The sequence below is a fragment of the Methanomethylovorans sp. genome, assembly GCF_041447285.1.
GTDB lineage: Archaea > Halobacteriota > Methanosarcinia > Methanosarcinales > Methanosarcinaceae > Methanomethylovorans.
On sequence record NZ_JBGMEB010000007.1, the window covers coordinates 1 to 19966 of the forward strand.

Annotated in this window: 23 protein-coding genes; 12 read left to right on the forward strand and 11 right to left on the reverse strand. The window is 38.0% G+C overall.

All coding sequences use genetic code 11. The annotated features are described in order from the left end of the window. Together ACC612_RS05095 and ACC612_RS05100 are read left to right on the forward strand one after the other, a co-directional pair. Nucleotides 1-571, forward strand: a 571-nt coding sequence (locus tag ACC612_RS05095) for a hypothetical protein (RefSeq protein ID WP_371853405.1), incomplete at its 5' end; no start/stop codon positions are given. A 455-nt stretch (nt 572-1026) separates the two neighbouring features. Beyond that, on the forward strand, nt 1027-1779 hold the full coding sequence (locus tag ACC612_RS05100; protein WP_371853406.1) for a class I SAM-dependent methyltransferase: 753 nt from the start codon (nt 1027-1029) through the stop codon (nt 1777-1779). Nucleotides 1780-1867: 88 nt separating this feature from the next. Here the strand turns inward: ACC612_RS05100 and ACC612_RS05105 are convergent, their stop codons facing one another. Then, entirely contained in the window at nt 1868-2242 is a 375-nt protein-coding gene (locus ACC612_RS05105; RefSeq protein WP_371853407.1) for a CRISPR-associated endonuclease Cas1, read from the reverse strand. A gap of 318 nt (nt 2243-2560) precedes the next feature. Beyond that, a complete protein-coding gene (locus ACC612_RS05110) occupies nt 2561-2692 on the reverse strand; it encodes a hypothetical protein (RefSeq protein ID WP_371853408.1) in 132 nt (43 codons plus the stop codon). A gap of 475 nt (nt 2693-3167) precedes the next feature. On the opposite strand from ACC612_RS05110, the gene ACC612_RS05115 reads away from it, so the two are divergent. Then, a complete protein-coding gene (locus tag ACC612_RS05115; RefSeq protein WP_371853409.1) occupies nt 3168-3461 on the forward strand; it encodes a hypothetical protein in 294 nt (97 codons plus the stop codon). A gap of 185 nt (nt 3462-3646) precedes the next feature. On the opposite strand, the gene ACC612_RS05120 is transcribed toward ACC612_RS05115, so the two are convergent. After that, a complete protein-coding gene (locus tag ACC612_RS05120; RefSeq protein WP_371853410.1) occupies nt 3647-3841 on the reverse strand; it encodes a hypothetical protein in 195 nt (64 codons plus the stop codon). Nucleotides 3842-3921: 80 nt separating this feature from the next. Next, the gene (locus ACC612_RS05125) at nt 3922-4122 is read right to left on the reverse strand and encodes a hypothetical protein (RefSeq protein ID WP_371853411.1); all 201 of its coding nucleotides are present in this window, start codon (nt 4120-4122) and stop codon (nt 3922-3924) included. A 120-nt stretch (nt 4123-4242) separates the two neighbouring features. Between ACC612_RS05125 and ACC612_RS05130 the strand changes: the two genes are divergently transcribed. The 3 genes from ACC612_RS05130 (at nt 4243) to ACC612_RS05140 (ending at nt 6068) form a co-directional block, all read left to right on the forward strand. Further along, entirely contained in the window at nt 4243-5007 is a 765-nt protein-coding gene (locus ACC612_RS05130; RefSeq protein ID WP_371853412.1) for a winged helix-turn-helix domain-containing protein, read from the forward strand. A 209-nt stretch (nt 5008-5216) separates the two neighbouring features. Continuing rightward, complete coding sequence (sugE, locus tag ACC612_RS05135; RefSeq protein WP_371853414.1) at nt 5217-5534, forward strand: quaternary ammonium compound efflux SMR transporter SugE; 318 nt, start codon at nt 5217-5219, stop codon at nt 5532-5534. A 45-nt stretch (nt 5535-5579) separates the two neighbouring features. Further along, nucleotides 5580-6068: a GbsR/MarR family transcriptional regulator gene (locus ACC612_RS05140; RefSeq protein ID WP_371853415.1), complete on the forward strand. Its 489-nt coding sequence runs from the start codon at nt 5580-5582 to the stop codon at nt 6066-6068. 155 nt (nt 6069-6223) lie between these two features. Here the strand turns inward: ACC612_RS05140 and ACC612_RS05145 are convergent, their stop codons facing one another. The 4 genes from ACC612_RS05145 to ACC612_RS05160 form a co-directional block, all read right to left on the reverse strand. Further along, on the reverse strand, nt 6224-6970 hold the full coding sequence (locus ACC612_RS05145; protein WP_371853416.1) for an SIMPL domain-containing protein: 747 nt from the start codon (nt 6968-6970) through the stop codon (nt 6224-6226). Between the two features lie 166 nt (nt 6971-7136). After that, nucleotides 7137-7853, reverse strand: a complete 717-nt coding sequence (locus ACC612_RS05150; protein ID WP_371853417.1) for a TetR/AcrR family transcriptional regulator — start codon at nt 7851-7853, stop codon at nt 7137-7139. Nucleotides 7854-7896: 43 nt separating this feature from the next. Then, the gene (locus ACC612_RS05155; RefSeq protein ID WP_371853418.1) at nt 7897-8745 is read right to left on the reverse strand and encodes an EFR1 family ferrodoxin; all 849 of its coding nucleotides are present in this window, start codon (nt 8743-8745) and stop codon (nt 7897-7899) included. 526 nt (nt 8746-9271) lie between these two features. Continuing rightward, nucleotides 9272-10054 carry a helix-turn-helix transcriptional regulator gene (locus tag ACC612_RS05160; RefSeq protein ID WP_371853419.1) on the reverse strand — a complete coding sequence of 261 codons (783 nt, stop codon included), beginning with the start codon at nt 10052-10054 and terminating at the stop codon, nt 9272-9274. 595 nt (nt 10055-10649) lie between these two features. On the opposite strand from ACC612_RS05160, the gene ACC612_RS05165 reads away from it, so the two are divergent. After that, the gene (locus ACC612_RS05165; protein ID WP_371853420.1) at nt 10650-10919 is read left to right on the forward strand and encodes a DUF504 domain-containing protein; all 270 of its coding nucleotides are present in this window, start codon (nt 10650-10652) and stop codon (nt 10917-10919) included. A 428-nt stretch (nt 10920-11347) separates the two neighbouring features. After that, nucleotides 11348-12640 (forward strand): M18 family aminopeptidase, encoded by a 1293-nt coding sequence (locus ACC612_RS05170; protein WP_371853421.1) that lies wholly within the window; start codon nt 11348-11350, stop codon nt 12638-12640. Between the two features lie 85 nt (nt 12641-12725). On the opposite strand, the gene ACC612_RS05175 is transcribed toward ACC612_RS05170, so the two are convergent. The 3 genes from ACC612_RS05175 to ACC612_RS05185 all read right to left on the reverse strand — a co-directional run bounded on the left by ACC612_RS05175 (nt 12726) and on the right by ACC612_RS05185 (nt 15143). Then, on the reverse strand, nt 12726-13532 hold the full coding sequence (locus tag ACC612_RS05175) for a helix-turn-helix transcriptional regulator (protein ID WP_371853422.1): 807 nt from the start codon (nt 13530-13532) through the stop codon (nt 12726-12728). A gap of 252 nt (nt 13533-13784) precedes the next feature. Further along, nucleotides 13785-14510: an alpha/beta hydrolase gene (locus tag ACC612_RS05180; protein ID WP_371853423.1), complete on the reverse strand. Its 726-nt coding sequence runs from the start codon at nt 14508-14510 to the stop codon at nt 13785-13787. Between the two features lie 3 nt (nt 14511-14513). After that, entirely contained in the window at nt 14514-15143 is a 630-nt protein-coding gene (locus ACC612_RS05185; RefSeq protein ID WP_371853424.1) for a CatA-like O-acetyltransferase, read from the reverse strand. 258 nt (nt 15144-15401) lie between these two features. Between ACC612_RS05185 and ACC612_RS05190 the strand changes: the two genes are divergently transcribed. From ACC612_RS05190 to ACC612_RS05205, 4 genes are all read left to right on the forward strand, one after another. After that, nucleotides 15402-16121 (forward strand): DUF1003 domain-containing protein, encoded by a 720-nt coding sequence (locus tag ACC612_RS05190; RefSeq protein WP_371853425.1) that lies wholly within the window; start codon nt 15402-15404, stop codon nt 16119-16121. A gap of 224 nt (nt 16122-16345) precedes the next feature. Beyond that, nucleotides 16346-17578 carry an ABC transporter substrate-binding protein gene (locus tag ACC612_RS05195; RefSeq protein WP_371853426.1) on the forward strand — a complete coding sequence of 411 codons (1233 nt, stop codon included), beginning with the start codon at nt 16346-16348 and terminating at the stop codon, nt 17576-17578. Then, entirely contained in the window at nt 17575-18267 is a 693-nt protein-coding gene (locus ACC612_RS05200) for a GTP-binding protein (protein WP_371853427.1), read from the forward strand. The genes ACC612_RS05195 and ACC612_RS05200 overlap by 4 nt, the downstream gene beginning before the upstream one ends. A 5-nt stretch (nt 18268-18272) precedes the next feature. After that, entirely contained in the window at nt 18273-19286 is a 1014-nt protein-coding gene (locus ACC612_RS05205; protein WP_371853428.1) for an ATP-binding cassette domain-containing protein, read from the forward strand. The last annotated feature ends 680 nt before the right edge of the window (nt 19287-19966 follow it).

Consider the following 19966-nt stretch of genomic DNA (forward strand, 5'->3'; position numbering starts at 1 on the left):
TTATCGGTTGTGGAGGCAGGAATGGTTTAATAAACTTCCATTGTTCATCAGAGAGTTCTTTAAAACCCATTCAAATCCCCATACTATTATTGGAGAAAGGGGTATTTATACTTATGAAACCAGCTCAATGTATGCGTACATTGACGTATATGAGGAACCTGACGGAAATACAACTATTTATCTAGGTTTCTACTATTATGATGCTGATGACGTATATCACTCTTTTTGGGGAGAAATGACGACAACAGAAGATGTTTTCACAGTAGACAAAAGATTAGCTTCTGCAAGCCTGTCTGAGGTTTCAATTGATGGAAACTATTATACTGAGGAGGCAGGGTCATCCATTGGAACCGCAAATATCACAGCTGATTGGACTGGTGTGGAGGATATTACAAAAATTACATATACTGTGAAAGACGGCACCTTCTATTCAGTGAAGGGGACTAGTAGAGACGCCATAGCTACAGGATCAATAATTGATCCAGAGGGTAATGAGCTTATTGGTGATGAATCCACTGAATACGCCTATATAGAACTGTTTAATTTCCTCGAAATTATCCGAAAGAAATGAGCTGAGTTTAAACTATTGTAAGAATGAAATCACTTAAATCCCGATTTGCATTTAGATTTCGGGATTTCTTTTTTTAATAAATATCTCTACAAGGACTCTTTAGAACCATTTATGTTAAGACAAGAACTAATAAAGATCTGTATATTATTTTCAAGGCAAGTTCTGTTTTTTATTTTCTCTATGTCCCTACATATTTTTACGAGGATATAATTATCTCTGATTTTTTGTACGCTTAAGTTTTCAAGTATCTTTAATAGATAAAATGCAGAACCTAGATTGCTGATAATTCATTATTTCCAAAGCCCCATAATAAAGGAAGCGTGAGAGATGAAATCAGAAGAACAAATCAGAATCAAGTTAGAGAGCTTGAAGAATCTTAAGAAACACATTGATGAAAGCGCAATCATAATCCCGAGACCACAAAAGATTTAAACAGTTATCTATTTACAAGCTTTATGACAGAATCGCCAATTTTTGAGATATTTGATGGCTTGCCCAGGCAGGGTCCTGGCAGTAATGCATGTACTGAAAAAGCCTTTAACTTGCTTTCTTCCCTTCCTGCAGGCACTAAGATCCTTGACATTGGTTGTGGAGTGGGCATGCAGACAATACATCTTGCGAAGATCTGCAACGATTGTCACATCACCGCAACTGACATTTACCAGCCTTTTCTGGATAAACTGATGGAAAATGCAGTTAAAGAAGGAGTTGATGACAGGATTAGCACAGTTTGTGCTTCCATGGATAACCTGCCTTTTGAAGCAGGAGAATTCGACATCATATGGGCAGAAGGCTCCATCTTTATCCTTGGTTTTGAAAAAGGAATTAGCTATTGGAAACAGTTTCTGAAAGAAGGAGGTTATATGGCAGTGACAGAGAACACATGGTTCACGGATGAACCTTCTTCGAAAGTGCTTCAATTCTGGCAGGAGATATATCCTGGTATCATGAATATACCTGACACTGAAAAAGTTATCACAGCAGTAGGATATGATATCATTGACCACTTTAAACTGCCAGCTTCTATCTGGTATGATTTTTACTCCCATCTGGAAAAAAGAATCGATGCCATCGGTGATAGCTATAAAGGAAACACCGATGCAGAAACGATACTTGAGTTTAACAGAAAAGAGATAGAGCTCTTCAGAGAATACCCAGATGAATATGGTTATGCATTCTACATTTTTCAGAAGAACGCAAATAAATGACCTGTTACTAATATGTGTTCAATCTCAATTTCAACAAGACACAATTGTTTGAATTGATCATCTATTTCTTTCTTTCTTCCTTCCTTTTTCATGATTGGGTGAGTAACTTTTGCCTTATATCCTCAGAATCCTGCCTCTCAATAGTAAATTCAGGCCTGCTGAAATCAAGAGTCTTCCTTTTACCAATTAGATACTGAGCCGATTTCCTCGTTTTTAATAACAAAGAATAACTCCACGTTACTGAGTTTATCTGATATGGAATTTTCTGATTCATCCAGCTTTGGAACTCTTCAGTTACTTTCTTTGCACCTGATAGCTTCAGCCTGAGAGAATAACTTTCAGTTCTAATGAAGTCTTTAGTATCAATTTTCTCAGTTTCTATAAGATTGATTACTGCCAGATCAACAAGGAATCTGAAAGGCTCTTGAAGATCATAGGCTAGACTGTTCTTACTTGGGTTCATTTCATGTAAGAATCGTTCAAAGGATTTGAAGGATCTATGGATCAAAATCCAAGGATCATTTTTATCACGTTTTTAAAAAGGATATTCGTGAAAGGTGTAACTATAAAAGGCTACTTTTGAGTTTCAGCCCAAGTTTGACAGTTTCATTTTTTGGCCGTATAGAATTTGACAGTTATTAAGTACAATTGAATTTTTATTAACTTATGCTATGAATATGTTGTTATCTCGGATATAGTCATATTTTTCTTGTTATTTTGGATAATTAGGATGGAGAAAGGGAGAAATACCCCGAAAAGTCCCCGTAATTTTTATAAACTGTCAAATTTTGGTTTCAGATTTATTTGCATCGTCCTTGCTTTTCTCGCTGGATTCTTCCCTCTCACCAAAGTCAACTATCAGATGGTTGCACCTTCCGCTTTTTGCTCCGCATATCTTACAATATCTTGCCATACTATTCTCCTCTTCCTTTAATTATGTCATGTTTGTAAAAGAACCCTGTGGGTGTTGAGTTAGATACTTTACATTTCATGCGGAAAAATGTAACTCCTGTCTATCAATAGTAAATTCAGGTTTACCGAAGTCAATAGTCTTCCTTTTCTCAACAAGGAATTGAACTAACTACCTAGTTTTCAAAACCAACTGTATAAATTGCTCCCAGACACTTTTTACAACAGAGAGATCTTTCATTGTATTGGCATCTTCTATAAGCTGATCAAAGACTGCTTTATCAGTATACATTCTGAGTATATTATATAGCAAATTACTCAGAAAAGGAAACATAATTTAATATACATTATTAATAATGATGTACTATTTACATTAAAAATAATGATACTGTTAAATACATTGATAATAGTGTTATTGCCTATCGCATTATAAATAATGTTATAAAAGTTATATATATAAAAACGTACAATTCTACTATATGCAGTCCTTAAACATGAACTTAAACGGTGAAACTGACAGAAAGAGAGGTAGAATTCAAAAGATAAATGTGGATTTGAATGATGAAACCGATAGGAATAGATGTGGAATTAAAAATAGCCTGTTGGTGTTGTCTGGCGGACTATTACTATTGACTATATTTATAGTTGTTCCCTTCTATTTTACAGTAATGTTTGAATCTGTTTATGGATACATTATCGGATTAGTTGCAAGTTTTGTGGTGTTCTATTTTGCAGGGGCATGGGTTAATAAATCATGCAACAGAAGGTTCTAATACCTCCTCTGTTTTTTACGTCACCATAAACTTCAAATGACATTTTCCTCCTAATTTCTGTTTTTCTTTCATTTCTTTGATTTCTCCATGTTTTTAGGATAACCTCCGCTGTCCGAAAAATTTCCTTCATATTTAAGTATCTTCAACTGACGTGATGGATGTCCTCTTACTTTGCTTTTGAATATTTACTTTGGAATTGGTTTATCAGGTGTGACACCGTAATATTCAGTTCTTGCCTTACCCCACGGGCAACCATTGGGGCCTGTTAACTTCAACTCGAGGTTCTGCAGTGATTTACAAATACTGTTCCCGGCACGTGCCCCTTTGCATATAATGCAATATTTTTCACAGAATACTGGAGACTTTTTTTGGTCTGTCATTTTTTATATCCTCATGTTATTAACTACTAGATTCACACGAATCACAGAAAATGGGAAAGCAGAATCCTGATGGATTCCACTTACTGACTCTGCAACCTCTGACCTGCTGTCTGGAAAGCTCCACCCAGGGCTTTCACAAGCTCACATTTTGAGTCACACTTACATGTGCATATGCAGTATTTCGGTTTGTTTTCCATCATCCATTGACCAAGGAAACCGAGGGCTTTGAGTTCTTCCATACTGGCATTCTGTACGTAATTGTTGATATCTTCTAACTCCATGAGTTATCACCAAAGACTATTAATACGTGCATCTTAATATACTATTTTGTCATAAAAGTAGACAACAGCATCTTCTGATATACATTTCTAACACAAAAGATCAATTTGATGTGTATCATCATGACCAATTTAAAATCGACATTAGAAAATGTTTCCTTGTTGCAGGGGGAAATTACTGCCCTTCGTTCTGAACTTAATCGTTTCAGAAGTGAAGTTACCATGAATAAGACCAATTCACTGTTTAATGATTTTAGAAATCAGTGTGCTGTAACACTTATTAACGGATCTTTGGATAGTGCTTTAAATCTTAGTGGAAACGAAGGGAAGAACTGCCCGATGTGGATGCAATGCAAGCCAGTTTTTGTTAGTTTTTTCACAGAGTTGACTGAGTATGCCAGAAACGGTCAGCTATCTGAAAAAAACATTGCATTTATAAGAAGTAATTTTGACAACATGAAGAATGAAGCCGCAGAGTATGATAAATGTTCTCAATGCTTCAAACACGTGGAAGCCTACTTCGATCAGCAGATTGAGATGTTGCAGAAGATGGGATTTTATCAAAATGAGAGCAGTAGACCTTTGCAAATTCAGGACCTTCGTGAAGAACAAGTGTCAGACCTTATAGGAGATCCGCTGAGTAGTTCTGTAAGAGTATTGATTTTAAAGACATTGTATGATGAAGGGAAATCATTTACTGAACTTTCAAAAATCACAAAACTCCGCGCTGGAAATCTTCTTTTCCATCTGGATAAATTGCAGGACAAAGGATTGATACGCCAACGTGAAGAACGAGGTGAATATCAAATCAGTTTAAAGGGCTATCATATTCTTAATTCTATGCTAGACCTTATAAGAACGTTAGGCATGGATGATAGTGAGATGTAATTGAAGAGAACATTCATCGCGATAAACGGTCTGAAGTGGCTTTCTACATCTCCAATCTTTCCCTTAAATGCTTATTGAGTGCAAATTTACACCAAAATAGGGACACTACCCAAGTTCGTACCCTAAACAAAATGTTGTTTCAAAAAGTATAAATACAAATTTGACATCAACAGCTTTTACTAATTATTAAAAGCTATGAAAGGAATAAGATGGAATGGATAATTTTAATAATTGCAGGATTATTTGAAACAGCTTGGGCTATAGGCCTGAAATACAGTGACGGATTGACAAGATTCTATCCAATGGTATTTACGGTCATTACTTTAATTTTAAGCATGTATCTATTGGAAAGAGCTTTGAGAACATTGCCTATTGGCACAGCTTATGCGGTTTGGACAGGTATTGGTATTATTGGGACGACAATATTGGGAGTGTACCTTTTCAATGAGTCTATGAATATAACACGCATCTTCTTCATTGGACTGATTGTTGTTGGTATTAGCGGATTAAAACTAGTATCACCCTGATTGTCTATTCCCTTTGATAGATACACTGGTCAATGAGTGAGAAAAATGAATGATATTGAACAGAAAATAATCGACATCGGTCAGGAGATCTTTAAGGGCTATGGAGTCGATGATATCACTGCACTGATTCTATCGATACTTAACTTTGAATCAAATGAAATAAGCATGGAGGAATTAGCACAAAGAACCGGATATAGTCTTGCTTCCATCAGCCTTAAGATCAAGCATATCGAACAATTTTGGAGCATAAAAAGGATATACAAACCAGGGTCTCGCAAGACATATCTGTATATGGAAAAAAATCTGTTAGATGCTTTTGCCACCCAAATCAGGAATGGATTTGCAACTGAATTAGACATTGCAAAAAAGAAAATAACTCCCCTTATAGAAGAATATAAGGAAAATGCCATTACACAGGAACAAAAAACTAAACTCCATACGTATGAGAATTATCTATCTGAAATTAATGAGTTCGAAGCATTGATCCACTACATATACCATCAAATCGATCATCTGAAAAAGAATCAATTTTGATTTATTGCCGACTCTATAACATAGGGCGGTGGTAGAATGCTGTATCCTAAGAAAAGTGCAGCTTAAATGGGATAAGCAAATATGATATGAAAAAAAGACCACCGGCTGCTGCCAGTGGTTTGGGTTTGGATGGCGGTTGGTTAATAATCGACATCTTATCCAATGTAGTACGTGACCTGTACTGACATTGAAACTGTGGACTCGCCTGGCTCAATTGGTGTGGAAACCGATCCTGCTGCTGCGTCCATTGCTGTTTCTGCCGCTGTGTAATAGACCCTTGAATTTCCATCGGATATGGATGCTGTCTGCACACCCGTGACCTTAAGACCCAGGCTGTTGGCGAGGCCATTGGCCTTTGATGATGCATCGTCTACGGCTTGTTTCATAAGGTCTTCACGGAGTTGTTCCTGCCTGTCATCAGATACTGAGAAGGAGATGCTTCCGATCTGATTGGCCCCTGCGGCCGTTGACCTGTCGATGATGTCGCTCAGATTGCCGATCTTTGTGGTTGTGACCTGCACACTGTTGGATGCGGAGTAACCGGTGATGGTCTGCTCCTTGTCATAGTTGTAGACCGGGTACACAGATACATAGGATGTCTGCATTTCTTTGTCCTCCAGACCCAGTGCCTTGAGTTCTGCGACAACAGCACTCATAATGGCTGCGTTCTGATCGGATGCGTCCTTTGCGGTGTCAGCCTGGACCACGACACCTATGCTTAAGGTGGCTGTGTCAGGAACGACTTTCTCTTCGGCGTACCCGCTCATGGTTATTGTGTCTGCCGTATTCTGTTCCAACCCACTCTGCGAGATGGTGTATATCGTTAACGACATCACCACCAGGACAACTGATAATGCAATGATAGCTAAATTGGATTTATCGTTTTTATTTTCCTGTGACATTTTCACATTCTCCTTGTTCGATGCATTGTTAACCGGTGAGTCTGTCTTGTTATGGCCGGTTATTGCATGTTATAGAAGGAGTTACACATATTAAAGAATTGTCTAAACTTCAAGTGCATTTGTAGTTATATGTGGCTGCAGCCAGCGATAAGAAAAAAGAAGATCATTATCTCTTTTTCTCCACGCTTTCCACATACTTGGTTAAAAAGAATCCAAATGATGCGAGATCCTTGACGTCCATGCTGTGATATTTCTCACCGGAAGAGATAGCAGGAGTGATGAACCGGAAAAACTCACTGGCAAACTGCTCGTAGCTGAACCCCTCCGCCTCAATCACCAGTTTCCATTTATTTTCCATTGACAAGATACTCATAAAAGAAATCATAAGGTACATAGAGGTCAGAAATGGATCGATATCTGCCCGGATCGTACCGTCATCGATTCCTTCCTGGATCGCGTCCCGCAGGATCAGACGGCAAGTACCATATCCCTTACCGATCTCTGCGGTACACGGATTCTCTTTGGAAAAACGCTCAGAACCGTAAAAATGGATCATTCGAAGATAATCGGGGTATTCTTGTGAAAACTGGTAATAGGCCTGACCCATCAGGGCTACCTTGGCAATACCAGGTACTTGTTTCTCCATGCATTCCATATATTTTTCTTTAAGGATCTCGATGCCACGCAGTACAATGGTTGCGAAAAGTGTCTCTTTATTTTTAAAATATAGGTAAATGGTAGCCTTATTCAGTTCGACCTCACGGGCTATCTCATCCATGGAGACATCTTCATAACTTCGGGAAAAAAAGAGACTCTCGGCTGCCTCGATAATCTCGGTCTTCCTCTGTTCCTTTTCTCGTAGTCTTCTATCGGCTATTCCCATAATTCCACTTCATCTAAAGCATATTTATTCAATAACTTATTCATCAGATAAAACACTCAGGCTCCTTTCGCTGGCTATAGAGAGTATGGAGACGCACTGATGCGTCTTTGACCAGCCCGTTTTTCATCGATCTGGCACTTTGCGGGCACTTTTTGATACATGCACAGCAGGTAATGCATTTTTCCGTATCGATCAGATGGGAATTTTCTGCATCAACAGCACCAACAGGACACTTCTCTGCACAGATCCCACACTGTGAACACTTATCACTGACTGCGATAAAATCAACGATCCATAATTTTGTAACTCCTCCGTAAGGATAAGTGCCAGGCACATGCACATCAGAAACCTGAGAGATAGTTGAAATAGATTGTAGTTTTTCACGTATTTTCTGTCCAAATACATTTGCATGGGTTAAATCATATTCATCGGGACGTCCTTGTGCTGTTGGTGTCTCAGAAGTCGAGAACGAGTGTTCCCCGATATATGCTGCGCAGGCAATGGGAATACACCCGCAGTTCGTTACAATATTTTTTAGCTCGAGTAATGCATCTTCATATACCCGATTGCCATAAACCACAACACAGACCGTGGGGGTATTATGAGCCTGAATTTCATTCAGCCATTCATTTATCAATGCCGGCACTCTCCCCATATAAACGGGAACTCCGACTACAAGCAATTCATTTTCCGAGGTTATTAATGGTTGTTTTCTTGCATCTGGTCCGGTAATATCAATTAATTCTACGGTGCCTTGACCAATACCATGTGCAATGCTCTGAACAACCGCTTTTGTTGTTCCTGTAGGCGAAAAATAAACTAATTTCACAGATTCCATTTTCATTTTCTCCATTAATTGTGTAGGATTCTGGCCGTAGGCAGTCAGTCTCATCAGAGTATTAACTCACGGTAATATTATAACTTTTGGTTAGTTACTAACTGTTGGTTAGTTACTAACTGTTGGTTATAAGTGCATATTATAAAGAGCAAAAATAGTAGATATTTTTCAGGAATAGCCTTTGAAAACGAATTCCAGTATTTTCAGGTAACATCGCCCTCAACACTCATTATATCCCTTGTGGTTTTTACAAGTATCAATTTCTCACTATCCCCAGAGAAATGTAATTAAATAAGCAAGAAAAAACAAAGAAAACCTATATTTCACGTAATCTTCGAGTTGGTTATATAAAAATATCTGTTGTTCAGAAGATTTCCGAATAAGGAAATCACTAAATTCAGGCTTGAGTCCTGAATTAATGTGTACAATTATAAGTAAGCAGTTAAGAAAGATTAAATGAGTTGGCCTATTCACAATACACTATTTTTTGATATCTTGTGTTGTAATAGTAACTCCATTTTTATACGATAATAATCAAAAATGTGTTATAATAAATAAAAAGATAAAATAAAGATGATACTTATATCTCTGTTATTGGTGTAGAATCCTTCAAATAATACTCAAATAATTCTTTTCCCCATTTAAGAGCATCACGGGTGCTGCATAAAATTAACTTGCTATCAAAGTTTCCATTCGTTCTTAGCAGGCTGATGATCATATGAAAATCGTCGAATGTAAAGAACAGAAAGTTCAATTCATTATTGTAAACGTACAGTTTAAAGATTCCGGTTTTAATAAAAAAACTGAAGTTATCATGGTGCTCAGTTTTAATTTTTTCAAGCAACTGCTTAGATACAATGTAGTTTGTAGTTACATTGCTTTCCATCAGCTCATTGAATATTTTACGATATTCTGGATAAAGGATATTTGTCACTATATAAACCGATTCTGTGTTTTTCTGCTCATGAAAACTTTTGTGCAGTGAATATAGTTCTGTGATAGAAGGATTTACAATCTTGCAATTTTTTAATTTCTTCAACCTTTTTAAGAGGTGAGGTGGAATGAAATCGATATTATGAGTTCCCCAATAGTCTATATCAACATCAAAAGTCTCAATAGCATTTATTAAAGGAGCCATTTGATCAACAACTAACTTTCCAATAGTTGTTAATTCATAAGCATCCTTATAGTGATCAATAAGGTAATGCTCTTCCAATATCTTCATCTGTGGAAGAAGTGACTGTCTCGTAGTATCAAGGGATTCAAGAAGATATCCCATCTCTTTTGGCTCATCCTGTAGCAGCAGGAGAACTTGCTTTCTCTTCTCTGACATGAACAGAACGTCACATAGTGATTTATTCATTTACAGTACATCCTGTAATACAACGCTTTTCAGGTGATAAACATTTGACTAATATAACTGTTGGCCATCCAAATGAATTGGATCAAGTTGAAGATAATTAATTGAGGTTATAATTATCGAAATTTGAAAAGCTTCCTCTTCACTTTCATATTCAAGTTAAACCCTCTTCCCTCAATCTATCTTTTATTAATTAAATGTACTCCCGTATTTAATCCCAATCTCTCTGGCATCAGCAGGACTTGAGTCAAGAATCTGCTTGCTTAACTTCTAAATATCGTAATATTGTTTCAGCTTTGTTACTCCCCAATTCCTGCATTTCAACCTTATTGGCTTCCTTCCCCATCTCAATACTATTTTATCATGCACATATTTTCTTTCCGAAACTCCAATTTTCCATCAAACTTAGATTAAAGATGATTGGCATACTGCCATATTGTTCTACTCAATGTCTCGAAGTAATGAGAAAATGGCTTCAATAACTATTTATTTAAAATTATCTTCACTAATATTGAGGGGCAAAGAGGAATTCAACAGATAAGGGAGGTCTGCACGAATATTTTTATAATTTTTACTTTAACCTTCTGGAAGGTATTTTATGAATGATGAAATAAAATCAAAACATCCGAGGGACATATTTAATGAATTGAAATGGAAAGAAGATATGGGCATAAACGAATGCAGCATAGAGTATATCCATAGGGGTGTGCCTGGAAATACAAAAACAATATCCGGAGAGGATATAGTAGGCATTGGACACTCATTTTTGACGCTTTATCCAGATACTATGATACCATATCATAGAATACTTCAAATTAAGTACAAAGGGAAAACGATCTACGAAAAGGCTGCACAAAAACATGTTTAATCTGTAAACTTTTCTAGAACTAATCCATTCACAAATAGTAGTTCGCGAATTTCAGTTCCAATTCATATAACTTACATCATACGACACATATATATGTGGTATACTTTCCTGCGCATGTATTTTCAATCGCGAATCAGCACAGAGATTCTATAAAGAAGAAAAATTAGAAGCTGATTGATATGGAATTGGTTTATAATTTTATTCTGAAGCTCACTCTTGAGAATTTCCCCGAGACTCTTCTCTTTTCATGATAAAGTTACAGTATTAAGTATCGTAAGAATCTATTATCTGCTATAGTGTTAAGAACAAAAGTATAAAGGTTCTGTCATGGTGTGATCTCTCACACAATGAGACACTATGACAAGAAACAATTTCAAAGTCCATTGCAAAGCTGAATGTATATGGACATCACAACAAAGGTGGCAAATATGGATTATATCAGTGATTTTTTCGGATTCATGAAAAAGGCGACAACATCCGTTCAGACGGTAGACGCCATAAAAGAACGTCTGGAAGCTGAAGGCTTTATAGAACTGGAAATGAATGAGTTATGGACGTTGAATGTGTCGGGGAAATACTATCTGACCCCCTATCCATCCATGTTGGTGGGCTTTAATATCGGAAGCGGTCAATTACCAACAGAAAGTGTGAAAATGATCGCTGCTCACACGGATAGTCCCGGATTCAGGATCAAACCCAATCCTGAAGTGAACAGTGAAGGAATGCTGACACTGAATGTGGAGCGCTACGGTGGCCCTATTCTGAACACATGGTTCGACCGTCCTTTATCCATTGCCGGAAGAATAGCGGTGAAGTCCGATGAGGTTCTCAAGCCGAAAGTGATCCATCTGGATTTTCAAAGACCTATACTTATCATCCCTAATCTGGCCATCCATATGAACCGTGAGGTCAATAAAGGTGTGGAGATCAAGGTTCAAAAAGAAATGCAACCTCTCTTGACCCAGTTGATCGAAGATGAGATTAAAGATAAGTACCTGCTAAATCTGGTTGCGGAGGAAGCTGAAGTCAATCGTGAGGATATTCTGGACATGGACCTGAACGTCTATTGTTATGAAGAAGGTATGTTGGTGGGCTCAAAAGAGGAATTCATCTCCTGCCCGAGGATCGACGATCTGTCCATGGTGTATGCTGCTATGGAAACTCTTGTAGAGTCGAAGCATAAGGATGGGATCAACATGGTGGCATTCATGGACAATGAGGAGATCGGTTCTATGACCAGACAGGGTGCTGACTCCGTGATGCTGAGCAATATTTTGGAAAGAATTCATATGGGAACAGGGGGAAAGGAACAACGATCCCTCCATCAGGCGATGAACTTCTTTGTAATCTCAGCTGACTGTGCTCATGGTTTGCATCCCAATTACGGTGAAAAGAGCGATATCACCAACAAGCCTGTAATGAACAAAGGGATGGCTATTAAGATCAGTTGCAATCGTTCCTATGCATCAGAAGTGGAGACCATTGCAGCTTTTCAGCAACTGTGTGATAAAGCCAGTGTTAAATATCAAAAATTTGTGAACCATTCGGATCAGCCGGGAGGAACTACCTTGGGTCCTTTGCTTAGCAAATATGTGCCTGTTCATGTTGTAGATGTAGGGGTACCGATGCTGGCAATGCATTCTGCCAGGGAGCTGATGGGTAAACAGGACTTCCTGGATTCCATCAAGATATTCAGGACATTTTTCCAGTTGGAGAAGTGATTCCAGCCTTTACAATTTTCGGTATAAATGGATATTTATCCTGCTTCTCAAAGTAAAGAATGAAAAATGAGATGATCATGTGCCATTAGATTTCCATCACTGGCACAGAATCTTTCAAGTAGTATTCGAAGAGTTCTTTTCCCCATTCAAGCGCACTTTGACTGGAACTTAGCATATACTTATAATCGTATTTTCCTTTACCATCTAGCAAACGCATGAGTAAGTAGTATTCGTTATAGGCAAAAGACACAAAGTCTATTTTTTTGGGGTAGAGATACAAATTAAACAATTCATCTTTAACGATATCTACATAAATATCTCGGTCTTGATTCTGGATTCTGTTAAGCACATCTGGGGTAACAATTACATTTATCTTTACCTGACCTTGAAGCATCTCAGTAAACACCTGAGCAAAGTTAGGATAAAAAAATCTCGTAACAGCAAAAAATGTCTTTCCTCTCTTAGAAGCCTCTTGCGATAAATCATATGCTCCATATAGCTCTGGAGGCTGGGCATATATACTTTGAGTATAAGGATTTACTATCCGGCAGTCTTTAAGTTCCAGTATCCTTTTAAAAAGATGAGGAGGAATAAAATCAAGTTTACGAGTTCCCCAATAATCAATATCCGTATCTAAAACTTCAACCTTATCTAATAAAGGAACCATCTCATCAACTATTAGTTTCCCGATAGCTGTCAATTCGTAAGTGTCTTCGTAGTGAGAAACAAGATGATGCGCTTTCAAGATCTTCATCTGCGGAACTAATTCCCTCCTTGTTATTTCCAGGGACGTAGAGATAGTTTCCATTTCTTTTTGTCCCTCCCGCAACAATATAAGAGCTTTTCTTCTTTTATCAGAAGCAAATAACACGTCAACCAATGCTTTTTTCATTTGCATCATCTCCTAAAAACCAAAATAATGCCAATCTTAAAACTTAATATTAAATGTTTAGGCATCAACGTTCAAAACTAATTATACTAACTAGTTTATATATATTATGCAAATAAACTTATTAAATTAGATTATTCTGTTCTGAACATTTTCTACAGCTACGGCCTTTCTTAAAATATCTATTAAATCTAAAATAGTTATTTGCCTTATGACCTTCTGTTTCATATGGTTTTCTCATTTTCTATGGACACTTTATAGCAATAGCAGATTTGCATCTGCCCAGTGATCAAACACCTGCAATTGCTGTTCCGTATGGAAGTAATGCTCACCATGCTCAAGAACTTGAACTGTTGCTTGATATCTTGCTGCAAATGCTGAAATTTCCTCCCATTCAGATAGATTATCATCCGATCCGTACAAAATGGTAGTTGGTACTTTCCATTCAAATGAAATGGGATTTTCTTTCACATAGCAATAATAATTCCATTCCAATTTCTGCCCAATCGGCAACTGAATCTCATGCTCTGCTTTTAGTCTCTCTTCATTTACTTGGAAACCTTCCATCATGTTGTGTATAATGCGTTCCATGTTGACGATGGGCGAGAGGAATAAACTTTGCTTTATGTCAAAGTTATGATAGGCAAGCAAACTGAAATATGCTCCCATACTACACGCAAACAAATGAATGTCAGATGCAAACGACTTTGCATACTCATAAACACTAAGCAAATCGCTTACACAATTTTCGGGAACACAAGCATATTTCTCATCTAAACGCTCACCATGCATAGGCAGATCAAAGCTTAACGCCTGGTAACCTTTTGCAATGGCTTTTTGTGCCAGCATGGAAATTACAGTGTCCTCTTTATTAGAAAGATTACCATGAACTGCAATCAACAAGTTTTCACTCTGTTTTCCCCAAAGGATGGCAGGAATACGAGTTTTCCTATTTGATATATAAAAATGTCTTTTCTCCATAATCTACACTTCATCCAAGTATCTCTGCAGTTTATCCGCAAGTTTGCCAATATGAATACCGTCAACAAATGCATGATGAACCTGAACTGCAAAAGGCATCATAAATTTACCTTCTCTTTCATGATATTTACCCCAGTCAAATATGGGTTGCGCTTTTTCCCTGTTTCCGAAATCCGTGTGCGAAATATGTGTAAATGTTATCCACGGCAAGGCAGAGAATTGATATACATCATTTTCCACAGGTCCTGTAAAATGCTCTTTTTGATTTTCTGCTGTTATGATTGCCAATTGTACAAACTTCCCCATCGTATCCTGCATGGGAACGTCTACCACTTTAAACAATTCTGTTTCTTTATCCAGATATGTAAATGATGTATCTATGGATTCGTATAACACAACTTCACCATCAAGGAAACGATACCTAAATTCCTCTATCTCATTTGCGCATTTCGTAACAGCAAATATAAACGCCATTGTAAATGAGAACTTGTTTTCTTTTACGCATTTTTTCAAATTTGTTACATCAAGTTCAAAACTTACACAATATTGAGGCTGCACAGCATTTCTGTATATTTGACAATACTCTTTTCGTTTCCAGGTTTCAAAATCGAGTATTTGATATCGGTTTCCCACAATTACACCTTCGTTTTAGTTTTAGGTCTATTTTCTTTATAGACCCAATCTTTATTATTTCATAAGGGATTTTCTGGCTATTATGGTATTCACGACTCATAAAGCCATGTGGGAATAACATAAGAGAAGTAATGCAGTTGGCTCATGGTTTCTAAAATTCTTCTGTTTTATCCGACACTAATGAATAAAACAGAAATTGTGAAATATCATCAATGAGAAAACTGATCGGAGAATAAGAAAGTGGAAGGAGTCGCCAGAATGCAGCAAAGGGAGGCAATTTGTGAGATATGCGGTCAATCCAAACAGATGTCTGACGTATTTCCTTTGGAAATTGTAAGGAAGCCCGTAGTAGATATGATCCTTAAGGCATATCCTGAATGTTCACCCACTGGTCATATTTGTATCGCAGACCTTAACCGTTTCAGGGAAATGTATGTCAACGATCTCCTGGAAACAGAAAAAGGAGAGCTTTCAAAATTAGAAGAAGAGGTTGTGCAGAGTCTTAAGGAACAGGAGCTTCTCTCAAAGAACATCAATCTTGAATTTGATCAAAAACTTACTTTTGGGGAAAAACTGTCGGATAAGCTTGCAGACTTTGCAGGAAGCTGGTTCTTTATCTCCTCTTTTACCATTCTTGCACTTTCTTGGATCGCCATAAACTCAATAATTATCATAAAAAAACCTTTTGATCCATATCCTTTTATTCTTCTAAACCTGCTGCTCTCCTGTCTTGCTGCAATACAGGCACCGTTTATTCTAATGAGCCAGAATCGCCAGGAAGCGAAAGATCGCATGCAGGCTGAATATGATTATCGTGTAAATCTTAAGGCAGAACTGGAAATTCGCACTCTACATGAGAAAATGGATCATCTTCTTATGTATCAATTTAATAGATTCATGGAAATTCAGGAAATACAGATAGAGATGATGGAAGAAATTTTAGAGAATAAAAAAATGATCAATAACTTATTCAGCTGAAGGCTTGCTGAAATGCATTTCAAAGAGTTGCAATTGATTAAATAATTTAATCAATATTAAATGATGAAACAGTTTCTTAATCACACGGAATCATAATTCTGATGTAGTAATACTTATATGTTTGTATTGCTATTGACTAGTTGACACACCTTACAACAAAACACAAAAACAAAGGTAAGTACATATACGATATTTATCGGATCTGAAAGTATCAGGGGAATGACATGGAAGCAATTGATGAAACAATGAGCATATACCATATCTTAACTGAATATCCTTTTTTACTGAAAATATTCAAACAGCACAGAATGGGGAAATTCGAGAATAGGGAGGTTCTTGAAAATCTTGGTCCCTTGCTCAAATTAAGAACAGCCCTTTCAATGATATCGGTAAATAAGGACTCTTTTATTGAGCTTCTGAACCAAGCTGTTCTGGACAATGAAGCAAAAGCAGACTTCACCCTTGCAGATTCGCCTGATAGGCAAAAAGAGCTGACCATGCTTGCCCTTCTGCCCTGTGGCATGAAGATGCCCTTTAATCGTGCATTCAACGAGTTCTCAGCTGAATACAGCAAACAGATGGGTAATGTGCTCCATTCCCTTGTAGAAGGTAATGTAAATCATGAGCTCTCCTATTATGCTTACATGGATTCTGTTACATCTATAGATGAACTGCCGGACATTATCATTAGCTCTGACATAAACAGTTTTTACCATAAACCCTTTCGAGATAATTTCCTGAGTAAGGAATACTTTGTAAATCTTAATTCATCCCCCATGAATAGTGATCTTGAAGCTATCGGTTTTGCAGATCCCAGCAAACAGTTTTCCATGATCTCCGCAAACCTTCTGGTACTGGTCACAATTGATGAACTTATGAAAGACGATACAAAGCCAGATTCCTGGAGAGATCTCTTAAAAGATGAGTTCCGAAATAAAGTAATTATGCGAGGACAAGGTGGATTTTTCTGTAATGGGGTATTGCTCCCGTTCTACCGGATGTACGGTATCGAAGGGATTAAAAAACTTGCTTCATCAGTATATGCAGGACTCCACCCATCCGAGATGGTCAAGATGATAGACAGCAAAAAGGATGATGTACCACCCATGTATATTATGCCTTATTTCTTTGCCAAGAAAATTAAGGACAAATCACGGATAACCATCAACATACCTTCAGAAGGAGCTATAATCAGTCCTGTACAGATGCTGGTTAAAAAAACTGCAGCAGAGCGGGTCCAGAAGATCACAGATTTCCTATGTGGAAAAGAGTTTGGACAAATTTCTGCCAAAGCCTTCTTCCCTACAACAAATTCCGAAGTTAATAATAATCTTGAAGGTATGAAGCTATATTGGATGGGATGGGACTTCTTGATGAATAATGACATAGGGGTACTTAAAAAAGAGATCGCAAGTGCCTTTAATAAACAGTTTATGTTTACTGGAGGCGTTGTGTGAGACTTGTTACGGTAGCAGGTCCCCCTTCATCAGGAAAAACCAGTGTAATTATCAAGACAATCGAGGAACTCAGACGCAAAGGTCTCGCTGTTGGCGTCGTGAAATTTGACTGTCTCTCAGCCCAAGACGAGGATTTCTATACTTCTCACAGTATTCCTGTCAGGACTGGCCTCTCTGGAGGTCTCTGCCCTGATCACTTCTTTGTAAGTAATATTGAAGAAGCTATCAGGTGGGCTCAAGAGCAGAATTTTGATATTCTAATTACCGAAAGTGCAGGTCTGTGTAACCGTTGTTCCCCTCATATCAAGGATGTTCTGGCACTTTGTGTTATTGATAACCTTAGTGGCATCAACACACCTAAAAAAATTGGTCCAATGTTAAAGCTTGCAGACATCGTTGTTATTACTAAAGGAGATATTGTCTCCCAGGCAGAGCGTGAGGTCTTTGCATACAGAGTCAGACAAGTCAATCCCAGAGGAATTATAGTTCATATCAACGGTGTAACAGGACAGGGTAGTTTCTATCTTGCGAAACTTTTGAAACAAACATCTGCAGTAGGAACTCTTCATGGGGCCACACTTCGATTTACCATGCCAGGAGCTTTGTGCTCATACTGTCTTGGGGAAAGAAAAATAGGTGATGATAGGCAGATCGGTGTTTCAAAACTGGTGAGTTTCAGAGGGCGGTGAATAAAGTGCGAACAGATCTGCTCCGCATGACAATAGATGAACTCATACAGATGATGCCCTGGATAGAGGATTACTTTTCTTCATTTGCTATTAATCCAATACAATTTGGGAACAGGAAACTGGATGAGTTGGGCCCGATACTTGGTGAAGATTATTTTATCGAGAAAGGATGCAGCTATCTTTCTTTTATTGATGGTTTCTTTCTATTTATTGAGCAAGCCAGAGCCCTCCAACAGGGAAGTGGGTTAGTGGTTGAATGCCTGACTGTGCTCCCCGGACATAACAAGAATGGTGAAATAGAGGCATTTTCGGTAGATCTTAAAAGGGGTGAGGTCACAGCAATTGTCGGCCCGACAGGATCAGGCAAGTCACGTCTTCTGGCTGATATTGAATCCCTGGCTCAGGGGGATACTCCCACAGGCCGTAAAATACTACTTGATGGCCGATCCCCAAGTGATGAAGAACGTTTCTCAACTGAAGGACGTTTTATTGCTCAGCTTTCACAGAACATGAACTTTGTAATGGATCTGAGTGTAGAGGAATTCCTTACTCTGCATGCAGAGAGCCGTATGGTTGAAAAAATATCCCATATTGTTCAGACAATATATGATACTGCAAACATTCTGGCAGGAGAAACTTTCAGCAGGGAAACTCCGGTTACAGAACTCTCTGGAGGACAATCCCGCGCTTTGATGATAGCAGATACAGCACTGCTGAGTCCAGCATCTGTTGTCCTGATAGATGAGATTGAGAATGCCGGGGTGGATAAGGTCAAATCCCTTGAACTTCTGGTAAATAATAATAAGATTGTTCTGATCAGTACTCATGACCCTCTTCTTGCCCTGTCGGCAGATCAGAGGCTAGTCATTAAGAATGGCGGAATCTCAATGCTTTTGAAAACAACAGAGAATGAAAAAAAGCACCTAAAAAACCTCGAAAAAGTAGATAGTAAAATTACTCTTCTTCGAAATCAGTTGAGAAGAGGGGAAGAAATCGACCTCAGAGATCTTCTAATGTAGCTTAATTTCACCAGGACAATCTTGCGAGAATGATAATAGCTAAACACGAATTACATTCTCTAGTATAAATAAAAGTGTTGGAAAAGGCGGTCACAAGGATTGACATGCGTCAATGAAGTTTGTTACGGGATCGGATCTTACTCCGTCCTGAATTTGCTTCATTCTTCAGCTTACGCGTCAATGAAGTTTGTTACGGGACCAAATCTTACTCCGTCCTGAATTTGCTTCATTCTTCAGCCTACGCGTCAATGAAGTTTGTTACGGGATCGGATCTTACTCCGTCCTGAATTTGCTTCATTCTTCAGCCTACGCGTCAATGAAGTTTGTTACGGGATCGAATCTTACTCCGTCCTGAATTTGCTTCATTCTTCAGCCTACGCGTCAATGAAGTTTGTTACGGGATCGGATCTTACTCCGTCCTGAATTTGCTTCATTCTTCAGCCTACGCGTCAATGAAGTTTGTTACGGGATCGAATCTTACTCCGTCCTGAATTTGCTTCATTCTTCAGCCTACTCGTCAATGAAGTTTGTTACGGGATCGAATCTTACTCCATCCTGAATTTGCTTCATTCTTCAGCCTACTCGTCAATGAAGTTTGTTACGGGATCGAATCTTACTCCGTCCTGAATTTGCTTCATTCTTCAGCCTACTCGTCAATGAAGTTTGTTACGGGATCGAAT